A 22,316-nucleotide genomic window follows, 5' to 3' on the forward strand; every position below is an offset into this window, starting at 1 on the left:
GACTGAGGCTAACCAGGCGTTAATTTATTGTACGTTCTTGCAAATCACACGCGATCGGCGTTGCACGCTGTATTTTGAGGGAACTCACTGGGAGCTTTTCATCTTGACTGGTTGAGCGGACAGTCTCGACTGTTTGCTCTCCCACATCCATCAAGGCGTCAGCCTTGTCCGCCGTTGCGTACGCACCAGCCCGGACTGGGGCTCGGGGGTACGCGTCGATGGAGGCGCGTTCGAGCCAGATTTCGCGGCACCACAAATGAATGCTGCGAGGACAGAACATTCGCTGACCACTAAAAAGCGCTTTGCAGCTGACGCCTTCCAGGATAACCGCCGGCGTCTTCATCCGCCTCAACTGTCCGGTCTTTTCGTCCACGAAGCGTTCGACGCAGGTACTGACGCGAAAGACCTTGCCGCAGAATGGCACGAATTCGGCGTCAAACGAGAGACCTCTGTTCGAAAGTCTGACGTCCAGCGTCGCAAGGATCTCTTCATAGGATTTCATCCGCACCAAGTCGCCCGGCCGAAGACCGAGATCGCGTCTGGGCGTGGGCTGACCGACCGGGATAGTTCCTTTCAATCGGGGGAACGGAGTGCCGCCGCTGATCCACTGGATGCGATTGTATAGCCAGCGGGCTGGGCGTCCCCATCTGTCGCTGAAGGCCAGCGTTCCATAGTAGTAGAACAAATACAAAAAGCCGCGACCTATCTCCGGCAACGTACTGTTGCCTGACCTGTAGGAATCCACATACTGCCGGGCATCCCACCAACGGAGCGGTGTCGTATAGTTGAGAAGTTCGGTGGCCTGACAGGAATATCTGGGATCTCCGCCGGCGCCCTGCCGCTTTGTGGCGCCCAAGACGTCGCTCTCCGTGCAACGTAATGGTGGAGGCGTCTCCTCGCTCGGCGAGCGGACGAGTTTCGGCACGTACTGGACCTGCGCCGGCCCGTCGACGGGCTTGAGCCAAGCGCTCTTCCAGAATATGAGGCAGCCGGCCTGACATCCGCCGTAGGCCTGGCCATCACAGCGGAGGCTGAGATGGAACCCGTCTTGCAGGCGTCGCCCTGTATAATGCCCGCTGACCGTATCGCAGGTCTTGTACGCGCGCTTGTAAATACGAAAACGCTGACCGCAATATTTGAACATTTGCGGCATGAAGGGGAGCTCGTCGAGGCGTCCATTCTTGTCGAGAGTCCTGAGGATCTCCTCCTTGCTCAAGACCTCTACCCAGTCGCCTGCACACGCTTTCATGTCAATGTCCTATCCAGTCCGGCAAGGTGACCTTCGAGCTATTGACGCGAACGCCGACAGACGCTGACACGGTGGCCGTCTTCTCTCCCCCCTGTCGGAAGGGGAGGCCCACTAGGTCGCTGCATACTAACCCGATGTCTTTGGTGAGCCAGCGTTCGAAAAAGGCGAAATGACTGGTCTTTTAAGGGGTAGTCCTTAGGCAGGTGCCGGGCACAGTCTGCAGAATAATCGACAGCCGGCGACGCGAGCGAAACAGACCTCGGCGATGGCCTTCGTTATAACAAGCTCGCGACACGCACGGAATTACCGATGCCGACGATCGTTCCACCGCTTTAGCAGGCCGCCGTCAGCAGGCGGTCCTTGATTTCGTCGGTAGAATGGCCGTGCTCCAGCGCCCAAACAGCCGCCTGTGTGCGGTTCGCTACCTGGATCTTCCGTAGGATCGATTTCATGTGGACCTTGACCGTCGCCTCGGTGATGTCGCAGGAGCGCGCGATTACTTTGTTGGCATGCCCTTTCACCAGACCGTCGAGAATCTGAGCCTCGCGCTCTGACAGTCTGGGGCGATTTCGTAGCGCAGGCACACACCGCGTCTCACCCTTGTGCCCGTTTAGATGCGACGCGCCGGGGCCGTTCACTTTAGGCCAAGTTGGCTGTATGGCGGATACGGTGATTGGTATGGCCTCATGCTCGGTGCTGCCCGACCCGGGCTCGTCCATCTCACCCTCAGGCTGATGTGAATCCTCTGTCTGTGTGGGTTGGATAGAAGGACGCCTTGTGCCGACCGTGACCATAACGCGGGCATCTTCCATCATAACTAGGTCTAACGTTCTAATCAGCGTCTCGGGAGATACGAACAACGGAACACAGCCATCGATTTCCGACGTTAGCAGCTTCTGAAAATCGGCGAAGGAAGCGTATTCGAACAGCAAAACGATCTTGCTATCGGACCATAGTTTGCGAATGTTTCCAGCCTCGGTGATCGCATTGTCGGCGGACTGCGCGCCCAAGATTACAAGCTTGGGTCCATCACCGACCATCGATGGACCGCCGATGTCCGCAGTACATCCGACACTGCAAACGACGCCATAACCATAATTTTTAATTAACGAATCAAGCGCTTCGCGTACAAGCAAATGAGGTTCGACGATGATAGTCGCTGTCCATATCGCCATAACGACCCCCTCGTTGACGTCTGTTCCAGCATGGAATCGAACTGATGATCGAGGAAGGAAGACACGCACGACCGAAGCCTGGGACACCCCGCGCGGCATTCGCGCGGTCCCCTTATCGATTGTAAAATTGCAGCATGGCCCTTCCAGCCTCGATCAAATTAAGGAAGTATGTGAGACGAGAAATTAACCTGCGATAAGTCCTGGTTCACTTTTACGTTATCGACGCTGTTGATTTCTTTAACCTCAAACTGACAATGCCGGCCACGCGCCGGACAACAATTTGAGTTAGCGCAAGCACGAAAAAAAGCGGGACGATATGGACATATCGTTTCCACAGCCGGCGTGGCTCTTGTGCCAGCCGGTAAGCCCATTCCAGCCCGCTCTGTTGCATCCAGACTGGCGCCTGGGATTTCGTGCCCGCCAAAAAGTCAAATGCTGCACCTACCCCCACCAGTACCGGAGCGTTCAGCCGACCAATGTACGACGCCATCCAGAGTTCCTGCTTCGGCGTGCTTAAGCCGACCCATACAATGTCCGGCGCAGCCTCGTTGATGCGGGCAACCGTCGCTTCGCCTTCTTCGGGCGTAAGCGGCCGGAACGGCGGCGTCATGGTGCCGGCGACTGAGAGCGTGGGATATCGGGCTTTCAATGTTGCCGCGAGATGTTCGGCAATTCCGGCTCCCCCACCGTAGTAAAACTGGCGATAACCCTTTTGCGCGGAAATCTCGGTCAGGCGCCGCATCAAGTCTGGGCCGTAAACGCGGGATACGGGCTTGAAGCCGAGACGGCGCGCCATGAATACAAGGGGCATTCCGTCCGGCGTGACCATGCCGGCCTCGTTGTGGATGTGGCGTAGCTGCGGATCACGACGGCTTTCAATGACGCCATGGGCGCCGGTGACGCAAACATAGTTCTTAGTCCGGCGTTCGATCCATTGTTCGATGGTTGAAACCGCTCGGTCCAACGTGATCGCGCTAACCCCGACTCCCAAAATGAACGCACGATCAAGCACCGACTTCGTACATGGGTCTTGGACTGACATGACAATCACACGACCTTCCGCGCCGGTGAGCGTATCATTGTTATTCTCATTTTCGGTGCAAAGCCTTGGGCCATTGCAAAGCCTTGGGCCATTCACGCATTGTAATGATTGCGCCGCACCCGCAATGGGGCAAGCACCGCATTGGTAGTAGGCGCGAAGATTGCGCATCTGACGGAATGGTGCTGCCAATCCGACGGGGTACCGCTTCTTAGACCGTGGATCGCCGGCGCTCCCCAGTAAGTTTTGCCTATAATAAGGTACCATACGGCATAGCGACTTACCCAACAGGCCGGTAACGTGATGATCTCAATTTTTGGGAAACAGCGGCGCAGACAAGCACGATGGTGTTCCTTGGCTGCCGGTGGCCGGGCGCTGGCGATCTTCGTCATCCTTCATGCATGGACGATTGATCTTGCCACGGCACAGTCGCCGGCTGGGCAAACATACCGGATCATGGCCGGCGACAAGATTGGCGTAACCGTTTTTGGCCAACCCGACCTATCCGGTGAACCAACTGTTGATCAGAGTGGCAATCTCCGGCTGCCAATCATCGGTGACATTTACGCAGTCAATCTTACGCTGAGTGAGCTCGAAAGAAGCATCGCTCACTCGCTGGAGCAGGGATATGTCCGCAATCCGACGGTCAGCGTAAAAATAGCGGAGTTTGGTCCGATCTATGTCCTGGGCATGGTCCGGACGCCAGGCCTCTATCCGTACCGTGAAGGGCTGTCGGTGCTTGGAGCCATAGCGCGCGCGGGCGGCATCGGCGTGTCCGAAAGCCGGCAAGGCGGCGTGCTCGGAGATTTGTTGCAGGCAGAAGAACGTGTTCGCGTACTGGAAATCAGCCGTATGGCCCTCCTTGCAAAACGGTCACGGCTGATCGCACTGCAGAACGGCGATGATCGCATCGATTTCCCCGATATGTCGGGACCCGTTGTCGATCCGGCCCGCATCGCTCAGATCCGCGATGGCGAGCAGCGTGCGTTCATAGCGGAACGGGAAGCCGCGCAACAAGAGACCGAGGCCCTGCGGAAGCAGCTTCCGCGTTTGGAGGCCGAGATTGCTTCACTCAACCGCCAAGCGGAACTCGAGCTGCAACAGCGTAACCTCAATCACGAACTGGTTGCGGACTACGAGCAGTTGATGAAAACCGGACTCGCGCGCAAGTCGACCTACATTGAGGTCAAGCGCGAAGAGGCGCGCATCGAAGGAAACATCGGGCGTCTGAAAACGGATTCGCTGAAGGCGGAACTCTCGATCGGCGAGTTGCAATTCAAGATCACCGAACTGCACAACGGTTACCAGCGTCGCGTGATGACCGAACTGCGGGAAACAGAGCGATCGCTATTGGAATTGACCGTTACGCTTCCGGCCGCGCAACGCACGCGCGCGGCACGCGCGCAGCAGTTCGGATTACTGACTGCGGAACAAGTGCAGCAGCCAGCCATAACCGTGACCCGCGCCAAGGGCACCACGAATGTAAAGCACGATGCCGCTATCGACTTCCCGCTACAGCCCGGAGACGTAGTGCAGGTCGGCTCGCTTTTTCCGCCCGTGCCTGAACTGCCGCTGGATCAGTTCGGCGTATCCAGGGAAAAAACGGCACAAAGCGAGGCCCCATCTCGGACGGGAGACGCTATGGCGGCGCGAGCGGCCGCCGTTGGATCGGCGCGGCCGCTCGATTGAGCGTACAGCCATTTCACTCAACCAGAGGGGCACCACATGACAACGGTCGGACCACCCGTGGATGCCACGGCCTTGGCTAACGCCGCCCTGTCAGACATGTCGTCTTGTCGCTCGTTTCACTCAAACGGCTGAAGTTCGATGCTGACGTCTGTTTGACGTCGCGGTGGCTGCGAGGTGGCGCGACATACGCCATCTCGTGGCCCGCACCCTTATCAGGCCGCACCAGAGTGCCATTTACATCGTGGCCCGGGCGCAAGTGGTTCGGGAATGTTCCGACAGAGACGCGGCACGGATCGTGTTCGTCGTTCACGACCATGTTCCGCAATGCATACTCGGAAGCGGTAGAGATCGGAACGCTTTTTGGCCATCTCGATCTTCCAGCAACCGGCGGCAGCCATGGCCGAGGCCATTTTCGGACCCTGGTATCCAACTTCGTGAATATCGGCCTGCGCAACAGATCACGCGCCGTCGTGTCAAGACGTCTGGCACAAGCTCATAGGCGCGTTTCCATTTGCGCAGTGCCGCCCCGTTGGCGTCGCCGTGGCGCAGAGACCTCTAACAATTGGGCTACTCCCTCTTGGCGCTTGAGGGTGCCACCATCCGCCGTAACGTGACCAGTGTGAACACCGAACGTCTGTGATGGAGAAGACAAAATGTCGAAACCAATGAAGCCTTGGGCGTTGGTCACAGGAGCGGGCGGCTTCATCGGGCATCATCTAGTGTCGTATCTGAAGGCTGCGGGCTATCGGGTGCGCGGTGCGGACATCAAGCGACCCGAATATAGCGGCACCGATGCTGACGAGTTCATGCTGCTCGACCTTCGAGAATTGAAGAATTGCCAGACCTGCACCATCGGGATGGATCGCGTCTATCACCTGGCGGCCGACATGGGCGGCATCGGATATATCACCGGCTCACATGCGGGGATCGCCTACAACAATTCCTTGATGAATCTGTACATGCTCGAAGCATCGCGCTGCAACAACGTCGAACGGTTCCTGTTTTCATCCTCCGCCTGCGTCTATCCGCAGGGCCTGCAGACCTCCCCAGATGTAACGCCGTTGCGCGAGGAGGACGCGTTTCCCGCGGAGCCCGAAGAAGGTTATGGCCTCGAGAAGCTGTACGCTGAGAAACTCTGCCAATACTATATGGAAGACTACGGTCTCTCCACGCGCGTGGTGCGCTTCCATAACGTATATGGCCCGCTGGGCACCTATGACGGCGGCCGTGAAAAGGCGCCGGCGGCGATGTGCCGCAAGGTCGCATGCGCCCCGAATCCAGGCACAATCGAAGTATGGGGCGATGGCAAGCAGACCCGCTCGTTCATGTATATCGATGATTGCGTCGAGGGCATTCATCGCATCATGCGATCGGATTATAGAGAGCCGCTCAATCTCGGGACGGATGAACTGGTCAGCGTCGATGAGCTTGCCGAAATCGTGATCACGGCCTCCGAGAAGAAGATCGCGCTCGTGCATGATCTCACCAAGCCGCAGGGCGTGCGCGGTCGCAACAGCGACAATACGCGGCTGCGCGCGGTGCTGCAGTGGGAGCCGCAAATGACATTGCGCAAGGGAATTGCTCCTACCTACCACTGGATCGCTGAACAAATGGCGGCCGCAGCCTCGGTAGAAATGAGTGTAACCGGCGCGAGTGTCGCGGCGGAATAGGCAGTCCTGAACAATAGAAGTCCCGTTAGCCCGGTCATCGAACGGTTGATGGCTCATGTCAAACGTCGAAGCACGAGTGGCCCACACATTGTCGCCACCCGATGGCGAGCCGTTCGGGCTTCGTGGGGGCGCGCCCCGCGGGGCACTAGCGGCGAAAGGGATCAGACGACGCCGACTTTTCGCCGCGGGCCTTTTTGCAGGCGACATCGTGTCTGGCACCATGGCCATCGTTGCAGTTGCGGTGATTGTCGCCGTGGCGTGGCCGGCCGGCCAGATTGGACTGGTCGGCCGGGTGCAGATGCATTTGTGCGTGCTGTTGCTGCTGTTGATTGGCATCAATTGTTCGCTCGGCCTCTATCGGTCCAACATCAGAAGTCCGATGGAGCGTTTCCGCCTTCGCGCGACGGCGACGCTACTGTTCATCTTCGCAGGCATGCTGATGTGGGTTCGTGAGGGGCCGTCAGTCGAACTGGCGATCGTGCCACTGGTTGGCGCGCTCGCACTTGTGCTCGGCTTGTGGACCGAGCACCTGATCGGCGCGCGCCTCGCCAGGTCCGATGTTTATAGCGCTCCGACCGCCATTCTCGGCGCCGGCGCAAGCAGCCGCGCGCTCGCCCGCCTGTTGCTGAGCCACCCGGACTGTGGACTGCGTCCGATAGGATTCATCGATGACGGCGCATGCCCCGACGACGACGTCGATGAGTTCGTGCCGCGACATGGCACTGACGGTGCCAGTGCGGCCTTGCCCGTGCTCGGCACGCTTGATGGATGGCGTGCCGACGGCGGCGCCGAAGTCGTGATCGTGCCGGATTGCGAAGTCCTCCCGCGTGATCCAGCCGCCCTGTATCGGTTGGGCGCCCGGCAAGTCCTGGTGATCAACCGACTCGGCGAATTTCCATCCTTCGGCCTTCAGGTTCGCAATGCGGCCCGCTTCGTCGCCTTGGAGCTGAGCGGACAGCCCCGCGAGCCCAGCGAGGGGCTGAAGCGCGCCATCGATCTGGCCTTGGCGCTGGCGCTCCTGCTTCTCGCCGCGCCAATCATCGGGCTGCTCGCACTGACGATCAAGCTCGCCGATCCGGGCCCCGCTTTCTATGGCCAGTGGCGCATTGGCCGTTACGGCACGCCGATTCGAGTTCTGAAGTTGCGCACGATGTATAGAGATGCTGAGCAGCGGCTCGAGCGCGTGCTGGCGAGCGATCCCGGTCTGCGTAATCACTGGCAGCGCTATTTCAAGCTGCCGCAGGATCCGCGCATCCTGCCGCATGTCGGCAACCTGCTGCGCCGTACCAGCCTAGATGAGCTGCCCCAACTCTGGAATGTGATCCGCGGCGACATGAGCCTGGTGGGGCCACGACCGTTTCCCGCCTACCATCTGGACGCCTTCGACCCAGAATTTCAGGCGCTGCGGGCGACGGTCCCACCGGGACTGACCGGCCTGTGGCAGATCTCATCGCGCAGCAACGGCGACCTCGACGTGCAACGCGCGCAGGATTGTTTCTATATCAAGAACCGTTCCCTTTGGCTCGACCTGTATATTCTAATCGCAACACTGCCAGCGGTGATTGGCGCGCAGGGCGCAAAGTAACCCCGAGCAGGCGCCAAGACCTCGATCGCTTTGCGTACGTCTTGCCTATTTTTGGGACAAGATGAACAATCGTCATTGTTGGCGTGGTCGACGTGGGCCTGGTCGGGGCGTTTGCCTGGCGGAGATGAGTCATGAGGTTTCATGCGTCGATTGCGATGTCGGCAAAATCGCAAAGCTGAACGCCGATCGCATTCCAATTCATGAGCCGACTTGGCCAATCTGGCGGTGCGCGGAAAAGCAAAAGGAGGGAGCCTGCTCTCATTCGGGTCTGCGCATCCTCGACGATATTCGCGATCAGCTGCTTCCCGCGATTTATCCGATGCGTCCCCGGCGGGTTTTGCTCCGATAGGCGCGGATTATTCCGCGGATTATTCAAAGTAAATCTTAATGCAGATTGCGAGCGTCGTGACAAATTTGAGCGGGCGAGCTCCACTTTGACAACACTTGCGGTATATTGAGGTAACGTGCGTCGAACTTGGCGATCTCGACAAGGCGGTCCCAATGGGCCACCGCGATCGCCCGCCTATTCCTCAGGAGGACGCCGAGCTGCCGCAGATCCTGGATTGTACGATTCGTGTGAACCGTCGAAAGGCCCGCCGCATCCGCCAAGTCCACCTGGGTCATCGGGATCGCGCCGCCAATGATGCCGATGGCTTCAAGCCGAACGGTTTGCTCGCAGAGCAGATGTGCGATCCGTTCGCGCGCAGGCCGTTGGCCGACATTCCATTCGCGGAAGATACTGGCCTCGATCATTGTATCTCGCCACAAGGCGAGGCCGAGATTCGGGAATGTTGCGGTGATCCGTTCGATATCTTTGTGCTGAATGATACTAACCGAGCACTCCGTCAGCGCGCTGACTGCGCTGTCTTGGGTCGGCAGGATGTAGCTATAGCCGTCACAAAAGTCGCCAGGATACTGAAACGTGAAAATCTGGCGACGGCCATTCTCGACGATCTTGTACCGGCACGCCACGCCTTGCAGCAGCACAGTTGAATACGCCGAGCTGCTGCCAATGGTTAGGATGTCGTCTCCGCGCCTTATATTTCTCTTGGTCCTAAACATCGTGACAAGGGCTTGCAGTTCCTCATCATCAATCGTCGCTAAATTTCTGAGCTTCCGTGCCAAGGCATGCATGTCACGTACTTCTTAAATTGATACAAAACCCGCCCCAAGCTTGGTAATTGCAAATTATCTGTAACCACAACGTCGGATTGTCATTATGCAATCTCGGACGTTCGCAACATATACCTTTGGAGCACCCTTGGACAGTGTAATTCAACCCGCCTCGTCCGTGGTAATCCCTAAGTGCAGCGGTCAGGCTCTTTGCGGACCAACTTGGCTCTGCATCCAATTGCCTTGGGGGCGCATCCATAGAGCGAGTTGGCGACTGTTAGCACCTGCGTGGAAGCATCCGTCCCCGCGCGCATAGGATGTGAAGAGCACAACGACATCCAATGGCTTCGTGGGATCGCGGCGCTGGAAGTCGCGATATGGCATAGCGATCTGATTTGGAAACTGTTCGGTTGCTACACCTTCCTTCGATGGCAAACTATCCGGTGCGAATTGAGGCGCTGTTTCGTCATCCGTCGGCCTCCGCGCGGCAGACGAGGCTTCGCTGCCGAACTTCGTCAAATCCAACAACGGCGAATTGGCCTCAATTCGCCAATGCCGGCCCTGCAGGTGCCTCTGGGTTGGCACAAAGAAGTACTCCCTGCGCGCCACAGACAAATGTTTCGGAACGCGTACGGTAAAAACGTAAATGTGCGGCATGAATATCCTGGTCGCTCGCGGCTACGTCGGCCGCAAATTCGAGCTTGCGGCTTCGTAATCTCATATCGTGACCCGGATACATGGAACATGTTCGCTCGTGCTGAAGCGGCAGATGTGGAGAGCTGTTGAAGCGCCTCGTTCAACGACCGCAACCCGGATTGGCTGCTGCCGAAGATCACGGAACCTGAGAATATAGCGATCATACGTGACGCATCAGTGCCGTCCCTTGGGAGTTACAGAAACAAGTTTCAGAGTAACAAATATGGATTTTCCAGTCGGCTTTGATCGGACCATAGCGCCAACCAGTGCGATGGCGCCGTTCCCGAAAGCAACTCTGCCGCCGCGACGCGTACTTGTGACGGGCGGTGCAGGTTTCATTGGCTCTCACCTGTGCGAACGTCTGCTCGAAATCGGCTGCGATTTGCTCTGCGTGGATAACTTCTTCACCGGGACCAGGCGCAATATCGAGCACCTGCGTGACCACCCGCGGTTCGAGTTTTTGCGGCACGACATAACCTTTCCCCTCTATGTCGAAGTCGACGAAATTTATAATCTCGCTTGTCCAGCCTCGCCCGTTCATTATCAATGGGATCCCGTGCAGACGACCAAGACCAGCGTGATTGGTGCCATCAACATGCTTGGTCTGGCCAAGCGGTTACGAGGCAAAATCCTTCAAGCGTCGACATCTGAAATCTATGGCGACCCTCAGGTTCACCCGCAGCAAGAATCCTATTGGGGTCATGTGAACCCGATCGGGCCGCGCTCCTGCTATGATGAAGGCAAGCGTTGCGCCGAAACTTTGTTTTTCGACTATGGTCGGCAGCACAATCTGAAAATCAAAGTATTGCGAATTTTCAATACTTATGGACCGCGCATGCAGCCGAATGACGGTCGTGTCGTCTCAAATTTTGTCATTCAGGCCCTCAATAACCGGGACATAACAATCCACGGAGACGGGCAGCAGACGCGTTCGTTTTGCTTTGTCGATGATCTGGTCAGTGGAATGATCGGTCTGATGAATTCCCCAGACAAGATTACCGGACCGATGAATTGTGGAAATCCGAATGAGTTCACGATTCGCGAACTGGCGGAGAAGGTGATCGCGATGATCGGCTCTCGCTCACGGATCGTTCACCGGCCTTTGCCGCAGGATGATCCGAGGCAGCGTCGTCCGGATATTAGTCAGGCACAAGAGCTGCTGGGCTGGCGGCCGACGGTGATGCTCACGGAAGGCCTACAGAGAACAATTTCGTATTTCGACCAGTTGCTTTCGGTTGCCGGTGCGCAGGCATTCACCGAAGCCGACCAATAATCGCAAGCATGCTATCCGGTTAAGATTGGGGCATAGCCTGATCCTCGGCTTAAACTGGGAGATTGAAAATGGCTTCCATCGACATCGCATTTAGCCGCGCCCTTCTCGCGGAGGCTCACACGGCGGTTAAGCAATTCGCGCCCAAAACCAAATTGCGCGACGCTTGGGTATGGTACGACGGTCGCGACCACTGGGAGTTCCATGGACCGAACAACTTCTATTGGCACGGTCGCGCCGGGAATGCATACGAAGCCCGCTATCACGGCTGGATCGCGTGGCTCGCACAACCCAACGCGGCGGATGTCGCATGTGTAACCTCTACTGCGGCTACGGCCATGAGAATGATTGGCTGGCGCTCGGTCGGGAAGTCTATTTCGATGGTTCCTAACGGATGCCGACAGCGCGCAAATGCATCGATGCGCCGAGGCCAGCGCCGAGGCGCTCGGGCCGGATGATCGTGAGGACTTTTAGGATCGATGGAAACCAGCGATACAGCTGGCATGAAGAACCAGCGATCATGGCTGGTGAGCCGGACGCGACCATGAAGCTTACGCGTCAAGACCACCAGCTGATGTCGAAGCACCGCGTTCTCAGCCTCAAGCCGCAGCTTCGACTTGAATGGCAATCCCAAAACGGCCAGTACGAAACAGAGTAGCCCGATCATTCCGCCGGCTTAGGCGATTCCATCACGCCGCCGGCTTAGGCGATTCCATCACGTCATCAATTCGGATAGGATTTTTCGTACACACACCATAGCCTTAAGGGCTAATTCGAAATTGCAATTGCCAATCGCATTTTAAGCTTTAGCGTATTGTTGTCGTGCGGATCTTGCCGACACCCACACCAACCCCGGCGATGCGTACCGCTCGATAAGGGACCGCCGCTCTGCCCAGGGCGACGGTCCCGGCGAAATAAGCAATGTGCGATGGGACCGGCGGCCGTGCCGACAGTCGCGGAATGAGCGGTCCGGCGATCGCCCGGGCGGCTTGTTCTATGCAGTGCGCGCCGCCTCCAAAGCAGCTCTTGCCATATATCGAATAACGTCACTCGGAAAATTCGAAGGATGACTTCCGGCCTACCCCGATAACCGGACATCTTCAGTGCCTGTTGGCAGGTCTCAAACGTGCCAACACCGGACTAGACATCTTAGCGGAGCATGGCCGATGTTAGCGGAGCATGGCCGATGCTGCCCCGGCAGACATAGCGCTTTCGTGTAGTAACCCAATGAATCCGGGTACGATCTCCCGGCGGCCTTGGTGGGCCCCGATCCTAGTGATGGTCGCATTGACCGCGTTTGCGATCGTTGCCGTTCGCTCCCTGCGGGAGCCGGTTCTGCGAGCCGCAGGATGGGCGCTCGTCGTAAACGAACCGGTCGCGTCCGCGGACATCATAATCATATCGCTCGATTCCGGTGGCGTCGGGGCGCTCGAAGCGGCGGACCTCGTGCAAAGCGGCATCTCAAAGCGAGTTGCGGTTTTTATGGACCCTCCGAGTCTAGAAGACCATGAGTTCATCCGGCGGGGGCTCCCTTACGAGAATGCGGGGGCAGATCAGATTCGTCAACTGAGGTCGCTTGGCGTGACAGATGTGGTGCGAATCTCCACAATCGAGGGAGGGTCGACCGAAGGTGAAGGGCAGGCGCTTCCGCCATGGTGCGACGAGCATCAGCTCCAATCCGTTGTGTTCGTGGCCGATAAGGATCACTCGCGACGAGCGCGGCGAGTGCTCGACCGAGTCATGAAAGGCCATTCGACACGCGTCACGGTTCGATCCGCGCGCTACTCAAATTTTGACCCCGACCGGTGGTGGGAAACTCGCCGTGGCGTCGGGGCAGAAATCGTCGGGCTCCAGAAACTCTTGCTCGATGTCGTGCTGCACCCAATGTCATTTTGATACCGAACCTTTCTTAGAGATGCCTGGAGTCTGCTTGACGCTGGGCGCCAGCGATAGAGCAGTTCCCTTGAGCCCAACGCAACGGCGTCGCGTCGGCTCACGTCCGCCTCCAAGTTGTGCGCAGGCGGCATCTTAGCGGCTCTCGTCCCGACGGTGTGATGGCGCTACACGACAATTTCGATCTCGAAGACGATGCGGGCGCTCAGCGGAGGCCTGATGTTCGCACCGATCTTGATGCGGTTGAAGCCGTTGGTGAAGACGGTGGTCGCGAACGCCAGGCTGACGGGCTCAGAAGGTCGTCTCTATGCTGCAGTCGAGAGCGGCATAACCCGTTTCACCACTTTTCCTTAGACGTACGAACGTCAACTTCAAATGACCACGCCCGTGGCGGTTGCTTATAAAGAAACGCAAACGCGTCCACGATCCCCTCGATGCTGACTAAATCTTCTTGCCGACTAGCCGCGTCGGGGTATCGCTGAAAAATCTTGTCTCCCGCGATGGCGCCATCGACAACGACATGACCTACGTGGATTCCCTCGCCGGCGTATTCCTTTGCCATCGCCTGCGCGAGAGCCCGCAGCCCAGCCTTCGCTGAATTGAATGCGCCGTAGCCAGAACGCCCTCGGAGGGAAGCACTGGCACCCGTGAAGAGAAGGGTACCGGCTCTGTTCGGCAGCATTCGGCGGACCGCCTCGCGACCGAATAGAAAGCCACCAAAGCAAGCGACGCGCCAGCTTCGCTCGAAATACTCTGCATCCATATCGATGATACGTCCCGGGGTATTATTTCCTGCGTTATAGATTGCTAAGTCCAGTTCAGTACCGGCGAAATTGAAGAGCGCGACTATATCTGTCTCATCAGTGGCATCCGCTATGACCGGGATCGCCCGTCCGCCGGACAACGCAACGTCGTTTGCGACCGCTTCGATGGCCGATTTTGTTCGGCCAGCGACAATCACTTTCAACCCGTCGGCAGCAAAACGTGTGCACAACTGAGCTCCAAGCCCCCGGACTGGCCCTACTCCGATCACGATCGCTGTCTTCATGGCACGCCCGGTCTTTGAATGGCTTTCAAGGAGCTACCGCCGTACGGTAAGCGATAAAAGTGCTCCCTTGACTTCATGCCACTCTCCCAGCACTCGGAATTTTTTGGATTACAGCACGGTTCAATGGTCGAGTCGCGGCGCCTCACCAATACGTGAATGTCAGTTCCCGGCGGCTGTCGCCAGCAAATGAGCGCTACGGAAGACGCTGCAGGAGCGAGTCGAGCGGGGATCGCATGGTCCGCATGTCCGCAGTCGCAAACCCCTCTGTGAACCGGTCATAGACCGGTGCCGAAATATCCTTCCCGTACGAAATGTGTAAGTGCGCAGCAGGGACGTGCCGCGCTGCACGACAGCGACGAAGAAGCACACCCATTCCAGTGACGATCGTCTCATTCAATATCGTGGCAAATATTCGCGGCACAGTCGCGGTCAAGCGCTGACCAATTTCGCATCAGATCGCAATACAGGTGCCACATGTCTGAAGCCGTCAAGAAGAACAATCGAAGCGCTCGCGCCAGCGCCGTCGCCCCTCGTCTCTTTGTTCTTGAGATTAACGCCGGCCGCATTCACTCCATGAATACGGACGGTTCCGACCGAAAGACCATCGTGACGGACTGCCATTTGCCCGACGGCATCGTCATCGATGCTGAGGCTGGCCATATCTACTGGACCAACATGGGCATCCCAAACCTGAATGACGGGTCCATCGAGCGCGTCGACATCGACGGCAAGAACCGCAAGGTCATCGTCGCACAGGGAGATACCCACACTCCGAAGCAGATCATCCTCGATAAGAAAGGCGGCAAGCTCTATTGGTGCGACCGCGAGGGCATGCGGGTCATGCGCTGCAACCTCGACGGCTCGCAGCGGGAGACGCTCATCGAGGCCGGGCGCGGCGAAGCCGACAGCCGGGATTCGACGCGATGGTGCGTTGGGCTGACCATCGACCCGAAATTCGGACATATCTACTGGACGCAAAAAGGCCCAGACAATGCCGGGCTCGGTCGCCTCTTCCGTGCCAATGTCGAAATTCCCGCCGGCCAAACTGCAGCGACCAGGTCCGATATCGAAATCTTCTTCGACCGTCTGCCGGAGCCGATCGATATCGAGCTCGACCACAAGAACCGTGTTCTCTACTGGACCGACCGCGGCGACCCTCCGCGCGGCAACACAGTGAACCGGGCCTCGATCGACAACAAGCCTGTCGAGCCAGAGATCGTGGTGACCCATCTCATGGAGGGGATCGGTATCGCGCTCGACGTTCAAAACGATCGCATGTTCGTGACTGATTTCGCCGGCTCAGTTTACTCCGCACGGCTCGATGGATCCGGTGAACGAAATTTCCTGTACGCACAAGGCAACCTCACCGGCATTGCCTATGCCGAAGTCTGACAAACGCATCGGAGAAATGACATGACCGATACCAAGCCCATTCGCCGCATCGCCATCATCGGCACCGGCGTGATCGGCGCGAGCTGGACCGCGCTGTTTCTCGCCAAGGGATTGCAGGTCGTCGCGACGGACATCGCGCCGAACGCAGAAGCCGCGCTGAGGAAGTTCGTCGAGACCGCCTGGCCGGCGCTCAAGCGATTGGGCCTGTCGCCCGGAGCGTCGCAGTCGAACCTGACGTTCACGGCCGACCTCGCGCAGGCGCTCCCCGGCGCCGGCCTCGTCCAGGAGAACGGGCCCGAGCGGATCGATTTCAAGCAGAAGCTCTATCGGCAGTTAGACGAGCTGCTGCCGCCCGACGTGATCATCGCATCAAGCTCGTCGGGGCTCACCATGAGCGGAATTCAGTCGGGCGCCGCGTCCCATCCGGAGCGCTGCGTCATCGCCCATCCGTTCAATCCGCCGCACCTGATCCCGCTGGTCGAGATTGTCGGCGGGGCAAAGACCTCGGAAGCGACGATCCGGCGCGCAGCGGAATTTTATACGTCGATCGGGCAGCGGACGGTTCGCCTCAACAAGGAAATGCCGGGGCACGTCGCTAACCGCCTCCAGGCCGCGCTGGCCCGTGAGGTCTATTACCTCGTTGCCGAGGGCGTCGTGAGCGCCGCCGATGTCGACACGGCTCTCTCCTGGGGGCCGGGCCTGCGCTGGGGCGTTATGGGCAACCTGATGCTCAACCATCTCGGCGGCGGTCCGGGCGGCATCGAGCACTTCTTCCAACAGTTCACAGGCCCGATGACGGCCTGGTGGAAGACCCTCGGCTCGCCGGTACTAACTCCGGAAGTGCAAAAGAAGCTCATCAACAGCGTCCATGCCGAGGTCGGATCGCGCACCATCGAGGAGCTGGAGGCGGAGCGCGACGAAGTCCTGCTCGGCCTGATTGAGCTGCGCAACAAAATTGCCAAGTCGAGCCAAAGGAAATCGACGGAGCCGGTTGCCTGAGGCCAGGCGCCGCCGGCGAGATCGATCACACATCCGACACGTCCTTCAATTTTTCCGGCTTTGAAGCCGCAGCCAAAGGAGTCTCAAATGCCCACTGCAGCCGCAGCAAGCAAGATCGCCGCGCCGAAGCCGGTGCCTGTACCCAACGGCGACTTCTATCAGCTGATCGAGTTTCTCACGCCCGAGGAGAAAGCGGTCGTCAAAAAGGTGCGGGCATATATGGAGACCAAGGTCCAGCCGATCATCAACAATTATTGGGCCGATGACGCGTTTCCGTTCGAGCTGCTGCCATCGTTCAAGGAGCTTGGCATCGGCGGGCTCGGCTTTGAGGGCTATGGCTGCGCGGGCGGCAGCCAGAAGCTATTCGGTTTCGTCGCGATGGAGTTGTCGCGCGTCGACGCGTCGTTCTGCACGTTCTTCGGCGTGCACAGCGGCCTGGCGATGGGCTCGATCTATCTCGATGGATCCGAGGAGCAGAAGCAGAAATGGCTGCCTCCGATGGCGCGTTGGGAAAAGATCGGCTGCTTCGGCCTCACCGAGCCGCTGGTCGGTTCGGGAACGAGCGGCGGTCTGACGACAACGGCCAAGCGTGAAGGCGATACCTGGATTCTCAATGGACAGAAACGGTGGATCGGTAACGCGCCATGGTGCGACCTCTCCATCATCTGGGCGCGCGATCTTGCCGACAATCAGGTGAAGGGATTCATCGTCGAGAACAAGTCGACGCCCGGTTTCAGCGTCGAGAAGATTGAGCATAAGATTGCGCTCAAGGTGGTCCAGAACGGGCAGATCACCCTCAAGGATGTACGGGTGCCTGAAGCGAACCGCCTGCAGGGCGGCAATTCGTTCCGCGATACCGCACGCGTGCTGCGGATGACGCGATACATGGTGGGTTGGGCGTCAACCGGCATCCAGATGGGCGCATTCGAAGCAACTCTCAAGTACGCCCAGGAGCGACTGCAATTCGGTAAGCCAATCGCTTCGTTCCAGATGATTCAGGATCTGCTCGCCAAGATGCTTGCCAATCTGACCGCGTGCCAGTGCCTGATGCTCCGCCTGGCGCAGCTTGATGACGAAGGCAAGCTTGGCGACCATCATGCGGCGCTGGCGAAGGCGTTCTGCACGGCGAAATCGCGCGAGACAGTCGCATGGGGCCGCGAGGTCCTGGGCGGCAACGGCATCGTCACCGACTACAATGTCGCGCGCTTCTTCGCCGATGCCGAGGCGCTGTACTCCTACGAAGGCACCTATCAGATGCAAAATCTGATCGTCGGCAAAGCCATCACCGGTCACGGCGCCTTCGTGTGACATCCCAGCGGCGCCGGCGCTCCGACGCCGGCCGCCCCCATCCAGGAGATATGACTATGGTTTCGGAAACTGCCTCATTCATCCCTTCGCCCGCAACAGTACCCAACTCCTTGCCCAGAGCGGCGTTGGCGCTTGCGAACGTCCGGTACGAAAAGAAGGATTCGATCGCCTACGTGACGGTCAATCGGCCCAAGGTGCTCAACGCGCTCAATACGCCGACCTGGACCGATCTGCAGGCCGCATTCGAGGATGCAAAGGCCGACGCGTCTGTGCGCGGCGTGATCCTGACCGGCGCGGGCGACAAGGCTTTCATCGCCGGCGCAGATATCAGTGAACTTGCGCATGTCGACGCCTACGATGCGGAGGAATCCAGCCGCTTCGGACAGGGTGTGCTGGACCTCATCGAAAATCTCGGCAAGCCGGTGATCGCGGCGATCAATGGCTTTGCGCTTGGCGGAGGCTGCGAGACGGCAATGGCTTGCACGATGAGGATCGCAGCAGAGCATGCCAAATTTGGGCAACCCGAAGTCAAGCTGGGCCTGTTGCCCGGCGGTGGCGGAACGCAGCGTTTGCCGCGCCTGGTGGGAAAGGGGCGTGCACTACAGCTGATCCTCACAGGCGAGCCGATTTCCGCGCAGGAAGCCTATCGCATTGGCCTCGTCAATGAAGTCGTTTCTGCAGCCAGTTTGATTGACCGTGCAGAGACGATCCTTAAGCAGATCATGGCTAACGCGCCGATCGCTGTGAAGTTCTCGCTGGAAGCCGCGAACAAGGGGATGGAGACCGGCCAAAGCGAAGGCCTTGCATTGGAAGCTTCCTACTTCGGCATTTGCGCCGCCACCGAAGACAAGAAGGAAGGTACCTCCGCCTTCCTCGAAAAACGTACGCCGCAGTTTCGAGGTCGGTGAGGCAGCCGCCGTACACAGCGATTCAGAAAGGAAAGCCATGGCAAGCAACAACATTTTCTCAGGACTGAAAGTGGTGGACTTGGCGAGCTTCATCGCCGGTCCCAGCGCCGCAGTGATCCTGTCGGACTTCGGCGCTGACGTCATCAAAGTGGAGCCCCCGAACGGCGACCTATGGCGAATTGCGAACCACCTGCCGCCGCAGCCGGTCTCCGAGGATGCCTACCCTTGGCACCTCGCCAATCGCAACAAGCGCGGCGTCGCTCTTGATCTGAAATCTCCGAGCGCGCAGCAAGTTCTCGAAAAACTCGTCAAATGGGCTGACGTGCTCATCGTCAATACACCGCATCCCGCGCGCGCACGATTGAAGCTCGAATATCAGGATGTGGTGTGGTGGAATCCGCGCCTCATCTACGCCGACATCTCGGGCTTCGGCGACAAGGGACCTGATGCTGATCTTCCCGGCTTTGACATCACGTCGTACTGGGCACGCAGCGGATTGCTGTCGATGACGCGCGATGCCGATGCGCCGCCGACCTGGCCGGTCGCCGGCAGCGGTGACAATGCCACCGCCGTCGGGCTTTATTCGGCGATCGTCACCGCCCTTTATCGTCGCGAGCGCACCGGCGAGGGGGCGCATGTCACGACCTCGCTTCTCGCCGAAGGCGTGTGGTCCGCCAGCGTTTCGATCCAGGCCGCGCTGTGCGATGCGAAATTCTTCGGGCTGCACGATCGCAAGAATCCTGCGAATGCGGCAATGAACGTCTATCGCGCCAAGGATGACACGTGGTTCGTCCTCATCGTCACACCCGACAAGCTGGCAGCCGTCGCCAAGGCCATCGGCCGCCCTGATCTCCTGACCGATCCGCGGTTCTCCGATCCGGCGAAGTTGACGTCGAATATGCCGCAGCTCACGTCGATCCTCGACAAGATCTTCTGCGCCGAGCCGATGGCCCATTGGTACGAGGTGTTCAACGGCGTTCACGTGACGTTCGGCGCGGTGCGTGGGCCGCAAGAGGTGGTCAACGATCCCCAGCTCCAGGCGAATGACATCATCGTTCCGCTTGAAGGCGCCGGCGGCAAGCTGACGTCCACAATCAGCAGCCCGCTTCAGGTGCATGGCGTCGCCAAGGTGTCCGCGAAGCGCGCCCCAAAGATTGGAGAACACAACGACGAGGTTCTCCGGCAGCTCGGATTTAGCGCCGTCGAAATCGATGGTTTGCGTGCGAGCGGCGCCATTCCGAAAGCAAAGGAACATGCGGCTTAGCGTGACGACACTGTCGGGGGCGGCGGGAGCCGCCCCGAACCTCGACTTGCAGTGAAATTCACCAAAGGCAACAGGACGTCGACAATGGATGATATTGTTACCGAACAGACAGGAAGCATCCTGCGCGTCCAGTTGAACCGCCCGACAAAGCGGAATGCGATGACCTCAGCCATGTACCTGGCCCTCGCAGGCATCTTCAACGAGGCGGCGAACGACGAGAACACGTGTGTTGTCCTTTGGCATGGCGCGGGGGATTCGTTCTGCGCGGGCAACGATATCGAGGATTTTCTCAAGAATCCTCCAGGGCCAGGCGAATCGCCACAGGCCGGCCTCATGAATGCATTGGTCAACTTCGACAAGCCGCTGGTCGCGGCGGTCCACGGCGCCGCCATCGGTGGCGGCACCACCATGCTGACGCACTGCGACTTCATCTACGCGGGCGAGAGCACGAAATTCCAGATGCCCTTCATCAATCTTGCTGTCGTGCCGGAATTCGGATCGAGCTGCTCCGTGCCGGCGCGGATCGGTCACGTCCGTGCGGCGGAGTTGATTTTGTTGGGAGTTCCCTTCGACGCCAGGCGCGCTGCGGAGTTGGGTCTCGTTACCCAAGTCGTGTCCGATAAGGACGCGCTGGCGAGAGCGACCGAAACGGCTGGGAAGTTGGCAGCGAAGCCGGCCGCAGCGCTGCAAGCCAGCAAGAGGCTCATGAAGCAGCCATTTCGCGAGCAGATCAAGGCGGCGATGAAGGCCGAGAATGAAGAGTTCAGCGCGCAAGTCCGCTCTGAAGACGCAAAAGAGGCGCTTACGGCCTTCTTGGAAAAGCGCAAGCCCGACTTCACGAGGAACATCAAATCTGCAGCGACCGTATAGGCACGAACAAACGATTCCGCCGACACGCGAACACCGTGATTGAAGAGTCACGGCAAGCCCTCAATGTCTCGCGCAGAGCGGCGCACTCATCAAGGAGGCAAGTATGCCAGGCATCCACCACGTGACGGCGATCGCCGGCGATCCCCTCAAGAATCTAAGCTTTTACACACGCGATCTCGGGCTGCGCTTTGTCAAGAAGACAGTCAACTTCGATGATCCGTCGACTTACCACTTCTATTACGGTGACGAGACCGGTAGCCCTGGCACCATCCTGACCTTCTTCCCCTGGACAAACGCCACGGCAGGCCGGCGCGGTGTTGGCGAAACGCGCCAGACCACCTTCCGCGTTCCGCTACGCTCAATCGGATACTGGACTGAGCGCTTCATCGAGAAGGGAATTCCCTACCAAACGCCGGAGAAGCGCTTCGGTGAGTCCGTGCTGCCTTTCACGGATCAGGATGGGATGGCGCTCGCGCTCGTCGGCATCGCCGATGCCGAGAATGAGCCGGGCTGGAGCAACGAGGATATCCCCTCCGAACATGCGATCCGCGGCTTGCGGGGCGTGACGCTGCTTCTCGACAGCGCGCAGAAGACGGCAGCGATCCTGACCGATGTGTTCGGCTTCCGCGAGGTCGCCCGTGAAGGATCGGTGATCCGCTTCGCTGCGGCGGGCGACGTGAAAGCCGGCGTGGTCGACATCTACGAAGCCGCGGGAGTTCTGCGAGGGCACCAGGGACGCGGTTCGGTGCATCACGTCGCCTTCCGCGCCGCGGACGACGTACAGCAGGCGCAAATGACCGAGAAGCTGATCCGCAGCCACGGCCGGCACCCGACCGAACAGAAGGACCGCAAGTACTTCCGCTCGATCTACTTCCGCGAACCCGGCGGCGTTCTGTTCGAGATCGCGACCGATATTCCCGGATTTGCGGTCGACGAGCCGGTCGAGGCCCTTGGTCGGGACTTGGAGCTGCCGAACTTTCTCGAACCACGTCGCAAGGAGATCGAGGGCGTGCTGCCAGTTCTCGAGAACGCGGCGTCGTGACGAGCAAATTCACCCACCGCTTCGTGCCGTCGAAGGGGAAAGGAGCGTCTCCGCTCCTTCTCCTGCACGGTACTGGCGGCGACGAAAACGATCTCCTGCAGCTCGG

Annotated in this window: 18 protein-coding genes; 13 read left to right on the forward strand and 5 right to left on the reverse strand. The window is 59.0% G+C overall.

Features of this window, described 5'->3' with window-relative positions; all coding sequences use genetic code 11:
* Positions 1-19 precede the first annotated feature (19 nt).
* The 3 genes from N554_RS0109210 to N554_RS0109220 form a co-directional block, all read right to left on the reverse strand.
* Positions 20-1,249, reverse strand: coding sequence for a hypothetical protein (locus tag N554_RS0109210; RefSeq protein WP_245283560.1), 1,230 nt, complete (start codon positions 1,247-1,249; stop codon positions 20-22).
* A gap of 332 nt (positions 1,250-1,581) precedes the next feature.
* The gene (locus N554_RS41880) at positions 1,582-2,424 is read right to left on the reverse strand and encodes a helix-turn-helix domain-containing protein (protein WP_036052748.1); all 843 of its coding nucleotides are present in this window, start codon (positions 2,422-2,424) and stop codon (positions 1,582-1,584) included.
* Between the two features lie 211 nt (positions 2,425-2,635).
* Positions 2,636-3,634, reverse strand: a complete 999-nt coding sequence (locus tag N554_RS0109220; protein WP_245283561.1) for a WecB/TagA/CpsF family glycosyltransferase — start codon at positions 3,632-3,634, stop codon at positions 2,636-2,638.
* A 132-nt stretch (positions 3,635-3,766) separates the two neighbouring features.
* On the opposite strand from N554_RS0109220, the gene N554_RS0109225 reads away from it, so the two are divergent.
* The 4 genes from N554_RS0109225 (at position 3,767) to N554_RS0109240 (ending at position 8,756) form a co-directional block, all read left to right on the forward strand.
* Complete coding sequence (locus N554_RS0109225; protein WP_081851194.1) at positions 3,767-5,152, forward strand: polysaccharide biosynthesis/export family protein; 1,386 nt, start codon at positions 3,767-3,769, stop codon at positions 5,150-5,152.
* 665 nt (positions 5,153-5,817) lie between these two features.
* Positions 5,818-6,822 carry an NAD-dependent epimerase/dehydratase family protein gene (locus N554_RS0109230; protein WP_036052751.1) on the forward strand — a complete coding sequence of 335 codons (1,005 nt, stop codon included), beginning with the start codon at positions 5,818-5,820 and terminating at the stop codon, positions 6,820-6,822.
* Positions 6,823-7,030: 208 nt separating this feature from the next.
* Entirely contained in the window at positions 7,031-8,407 is a 1,377-nt protein-coding gene (locus N554_RS0109235) for a sugar transferase (protein WP_197033511.1), read from the forward strand.
* 61 nt (positions 8,408-8,468) lie between these two features.
* A complete protein-coding gene (locus N554_RS0109240) occupies positions 8,469-8,756 on the forward strand; it encodes a hypothetical protein (protein ID WP_081851196.1) in 288 nt (95 codons plus the stop codon).
* A 35-nt stretch (positions 8,757-8,791) separates the two neighbouring features.
* Here the strand turns inward: N554_RS0109240 and N554_RS0109245 are convergent, their stop codons facing one another.
* Positions 8,792-9,541, reverse strand: coding sequence for a Crp/Fnr family transcriptional regulator (locus N554_RS0109245; RefSeq protein ID WP_029583206.1), 750 nt, complete (start codon positions 9,539-9,541; stop codon positions 8,792-8,794).
* 946 nt (positions 9,542-10,487) lie between these two features.
* Here N554_RS0109245 and N554_RS0109255 point away from each other — a divergent pair.
* On the forward strand, positions 10,488-11,489 hold the full coding sequence (locus N554_RS0109255) for a UDP-glucuronic acid decarboxylase family protein (RefSeq protein ID WP_029583208.1): 1,002 nt from the start codon (positions 10,488-10,490) through the stop codon (positions 11,487-11,489).
* Positions 11,490-12,764: 1,275 nt separating this feature from the next.
* Entirely contained in the window at positions 12,765-13,382 is a 618-nt protein-coding gene (locus N554_RS0109270) for a hypothetical protein (protein WP_245283564.1), read from the forward strand.
* Between the two features lie 334 nt (positions 13,383-13,716).
* On the opposite strand, the gene N554_RS0109280 is transcribed toward N554_RS0109270, so the two are convergent.
* Positions 13,717-14,427, reverse strand: coding sequence for an SDR family NAD(P)-dependent oxidoreductase (locus N554_RS0109280; RefSeq protein ID WP_029583212.1), 711 nt, complete (start codon positions 14,425-14,427; stop codon positions 13,717-13,719).
* Positions 14,428-14,901: 474 nt separating this feature from the next.
* Between N554_RS0109280 and N554_RS0109285 the strand changes: the two genes are divergently transcribed.
* The 7 genes from N554_RS0109285 to N554_RS0109315 all read left to right on the forward strand — a co-directional run bounded on the left by N554_RS0109285 (position 14,902) and on the right by N554_RS0109315 (position 22,210).
* Positions 14,902-15,819 carry an SMP-30/gluconolactonase/LRE family protein gene (locus tag N554_RS0109285; RefSeq protein ID WP_029583213.1) on the forward strand — a complete coding sequence of 306 codons (918 nt, stop codon included), beginning with the start codon at positions 14,902-14,904 and terminating at the stop codon, positions 15,817-15,819.
* A 21-nt stretch (positions 15,820-15,840) separates the two neighbouring features.
* The gene (locus N554_RS0109290; protein WP_029583214.1) at positions 15,841-16,818 is read left to right on the forward strand and encodes a 3-hydroxyacyl-CoA dehydrogenase NAD-binding domain-containing protein; all 978 of its coding nucleotides are present in this window, start codon (positions 15,841-15,843) and stop codon (positions 16,816-16,818) included.
* An 87-nt stretch (positions 16,819-16,905) separates the two neighbouring features.
* A complete protein-coding gene (locus N554_RS0109295; protein WP_029583215.1) occupies positions 16,906-18,126 on the forward strand; it encodes an acyl-CoA dehydrogenase family protein in 1,221 nt (406 codons plus the stop codon).
* 56 nt (positions 18,127-18,182) lie between these two features.
* Entirely contained in the window at positions 18,183-19,034 is an 852-nt protein-coding gene (locus tag N554_RS0109300; RefSeq protein ID WP_081851197.1) for an enoyl-CoA hydratase-related protein, read from the forward strand.
* A 37-nt stretch (positions 19,035-19,071) separates the two neighbouring features.
* Positions 19,072-20,298 (forward strand): CaiB/BaiF CoA transferase family protein, encoded by a 1,227-nt coding sequence (locus tag N554_RS0109305; protein ID WP_029583217.1) that lies wholly within the window; start codon positions 19,072-19,074, stop codon positions 20,296-20,298.
* A gap of 84 nt (positions 20,299-20,382) precedes the next feature.
* Positions 20,383-21,168 (forward strand): enoyl-CoA hydratase, encoded by a 786-nt coding sequence (locus N554_RS0109310; protein ID WP_029583218.1) that lies wholly within the window; start codon positions 20,383-20,385, stop codon positions 21,166-21,168.
* A 103-nt stretch (positions 21,169-21,271) separates the two neighbouring features.
* Positions 21,272-22,210: a ring-cleaving dioxygenase gene (locus N554_RS0109315; protein ID WP_029583219.1), complete on the forward strand. Its 939-nt coding sequence runs from the start codon at positions 21,272-21,274 to the stop codon at positions 22,208-22,210.
* Positions 22,211-22,316: the final 106 nt, after the last annotated feature.

This window comes from Bradyrhizobium sp. URHD0069 (assembly GCF_000701345.1).
Lineage (GTDB): Bacteria > Pseudomonadota > Alphaproteobacteria > Rhizobiales > Xanthobacteraceae > Bradyrhizobium.

Excerpts from the sequence above, each read along its gene's own strand:
- N554_RS0109210 (WP_245283560.1), bottom strand. The coding sequence starts at position 1,249 with ATGAAAGCGTGTGCAGGCGACTGGGTAGAGGTCTTGAGCAAGGAGGAG.
- N554_RS0109300 (WP_081851197.1), top strand. The coding sequence starts at position 18,183 with ATGGTTTCGGAAACTGCCTCATTCATCCCTTCGCCCGCAACAGTACCC.
- N554_RS0109295 (WP_029583215.1), top strand. The coding sequence starts at position 16,906 with ATGCCCACTGCAGCCGCAGCAAGCAAGATCGCCGCGCCGAAGCCGGTG.
- N554_RS0109230 (WP_036052751.1), top strand. The coding sequence starts at position 5,818 with ATGAAGCCTTGGGCGTTGGTCACAGGAGCGGGCGGCTTCATCGGGCAT.
- N554_RS0109255 (WP_029583208.1), top strand. The coding sequence starts at position 10,488 with ATGGCGCCGTTCCCGAAAGCAACTCTGCCGCCGCGACGCGTACTTGTG.
- N554_RS0109280 (WP_029583212.1), bottom strand. The coding sequence starts at position 14,427 with ATGAAGACAGCGATCGTGATCGGAGTAGGGCCAGTCCGGGGGCTTGGA.
- N554_RS0109245 (WP_029583206.1), bottom strand. The coding sequence starts at position 9,541 with ATGCATGCCTTGGCACGGAAGCTCAGAAATTTAGCGACGATTGATGAT.
- N554_RS0109240 (WP_081851196.1), top strand. The coding sequence starts at position 8,469 with ATGAACAATCGTCATTGTTGGCGTGGTCGACGTGGGCCTGGTCGGGGC.
- N554_RS0109220 (WP_245283561.1), bottom strand. The coding sequence starts at position 3,634 with ATGCGCAATCTTCGCGCCTACTACCAATGCGGTGCTTGCCCCATTGCG.
- N554_RS0109315 (WP_029583219.1), top strand. The coding sequence starts at position 21,272 with ATGCCAGGCATCCACCACGTGACGGCGATCGCCGGCGATCCCCTCAAG.
- N554_RS0109310 (WP_029583218.1), top strand. The coding sequence starts at position 20,383 with ATGGATGATATTGTTACCGAACAGACAGGAAGCATCCTGCGCGTCCAG.
- N554_RS0109290 (WP_029583214.1), top strand. The coding sequence starts at position 15,841 with ATGACCGATACCAAGCCCATTCGCCGCATCGCCATCATCGGCACCGGC.
- N554_RS0109225 (WP_081851194.1), top strand. The coding sequence starts at position 3,767 with ATGATCTCAATTTTTGGGAAACAGCGGCGCAGACAAGCACGATGGTGT.
- N554_RS41880 (WP_036052748.1), bottom strand. The coding sequence starts at position 2,424 with ATGGCGATATGGACAGCGACTATCATCGTCGAACCTCATTTGCTTGTA.
- N554_RS0109270 (WP_245283564.1), top strand. The coding sequence starts at position 12,765 with ATGGTCGCATTGACCGCGTTTGCGATCGTTGCCGTTCGCTCCCTGCGG.
- N554_RS0109305 (WP_029583217.1), top strand. The coding sequence starts at position 19,072 with ATGGCAAGCAACAACATTTTCTCAGGACTGAAAGTGGTGGACTTGGCG.
- N554_RS0109285 (WP_029583213.1), top strand. The coding sequence starts at position 14,902 with ATGTCTGAAGCCGTCAAGAAGAACAATCGAAGCGCTCGCGCCAGCGCC.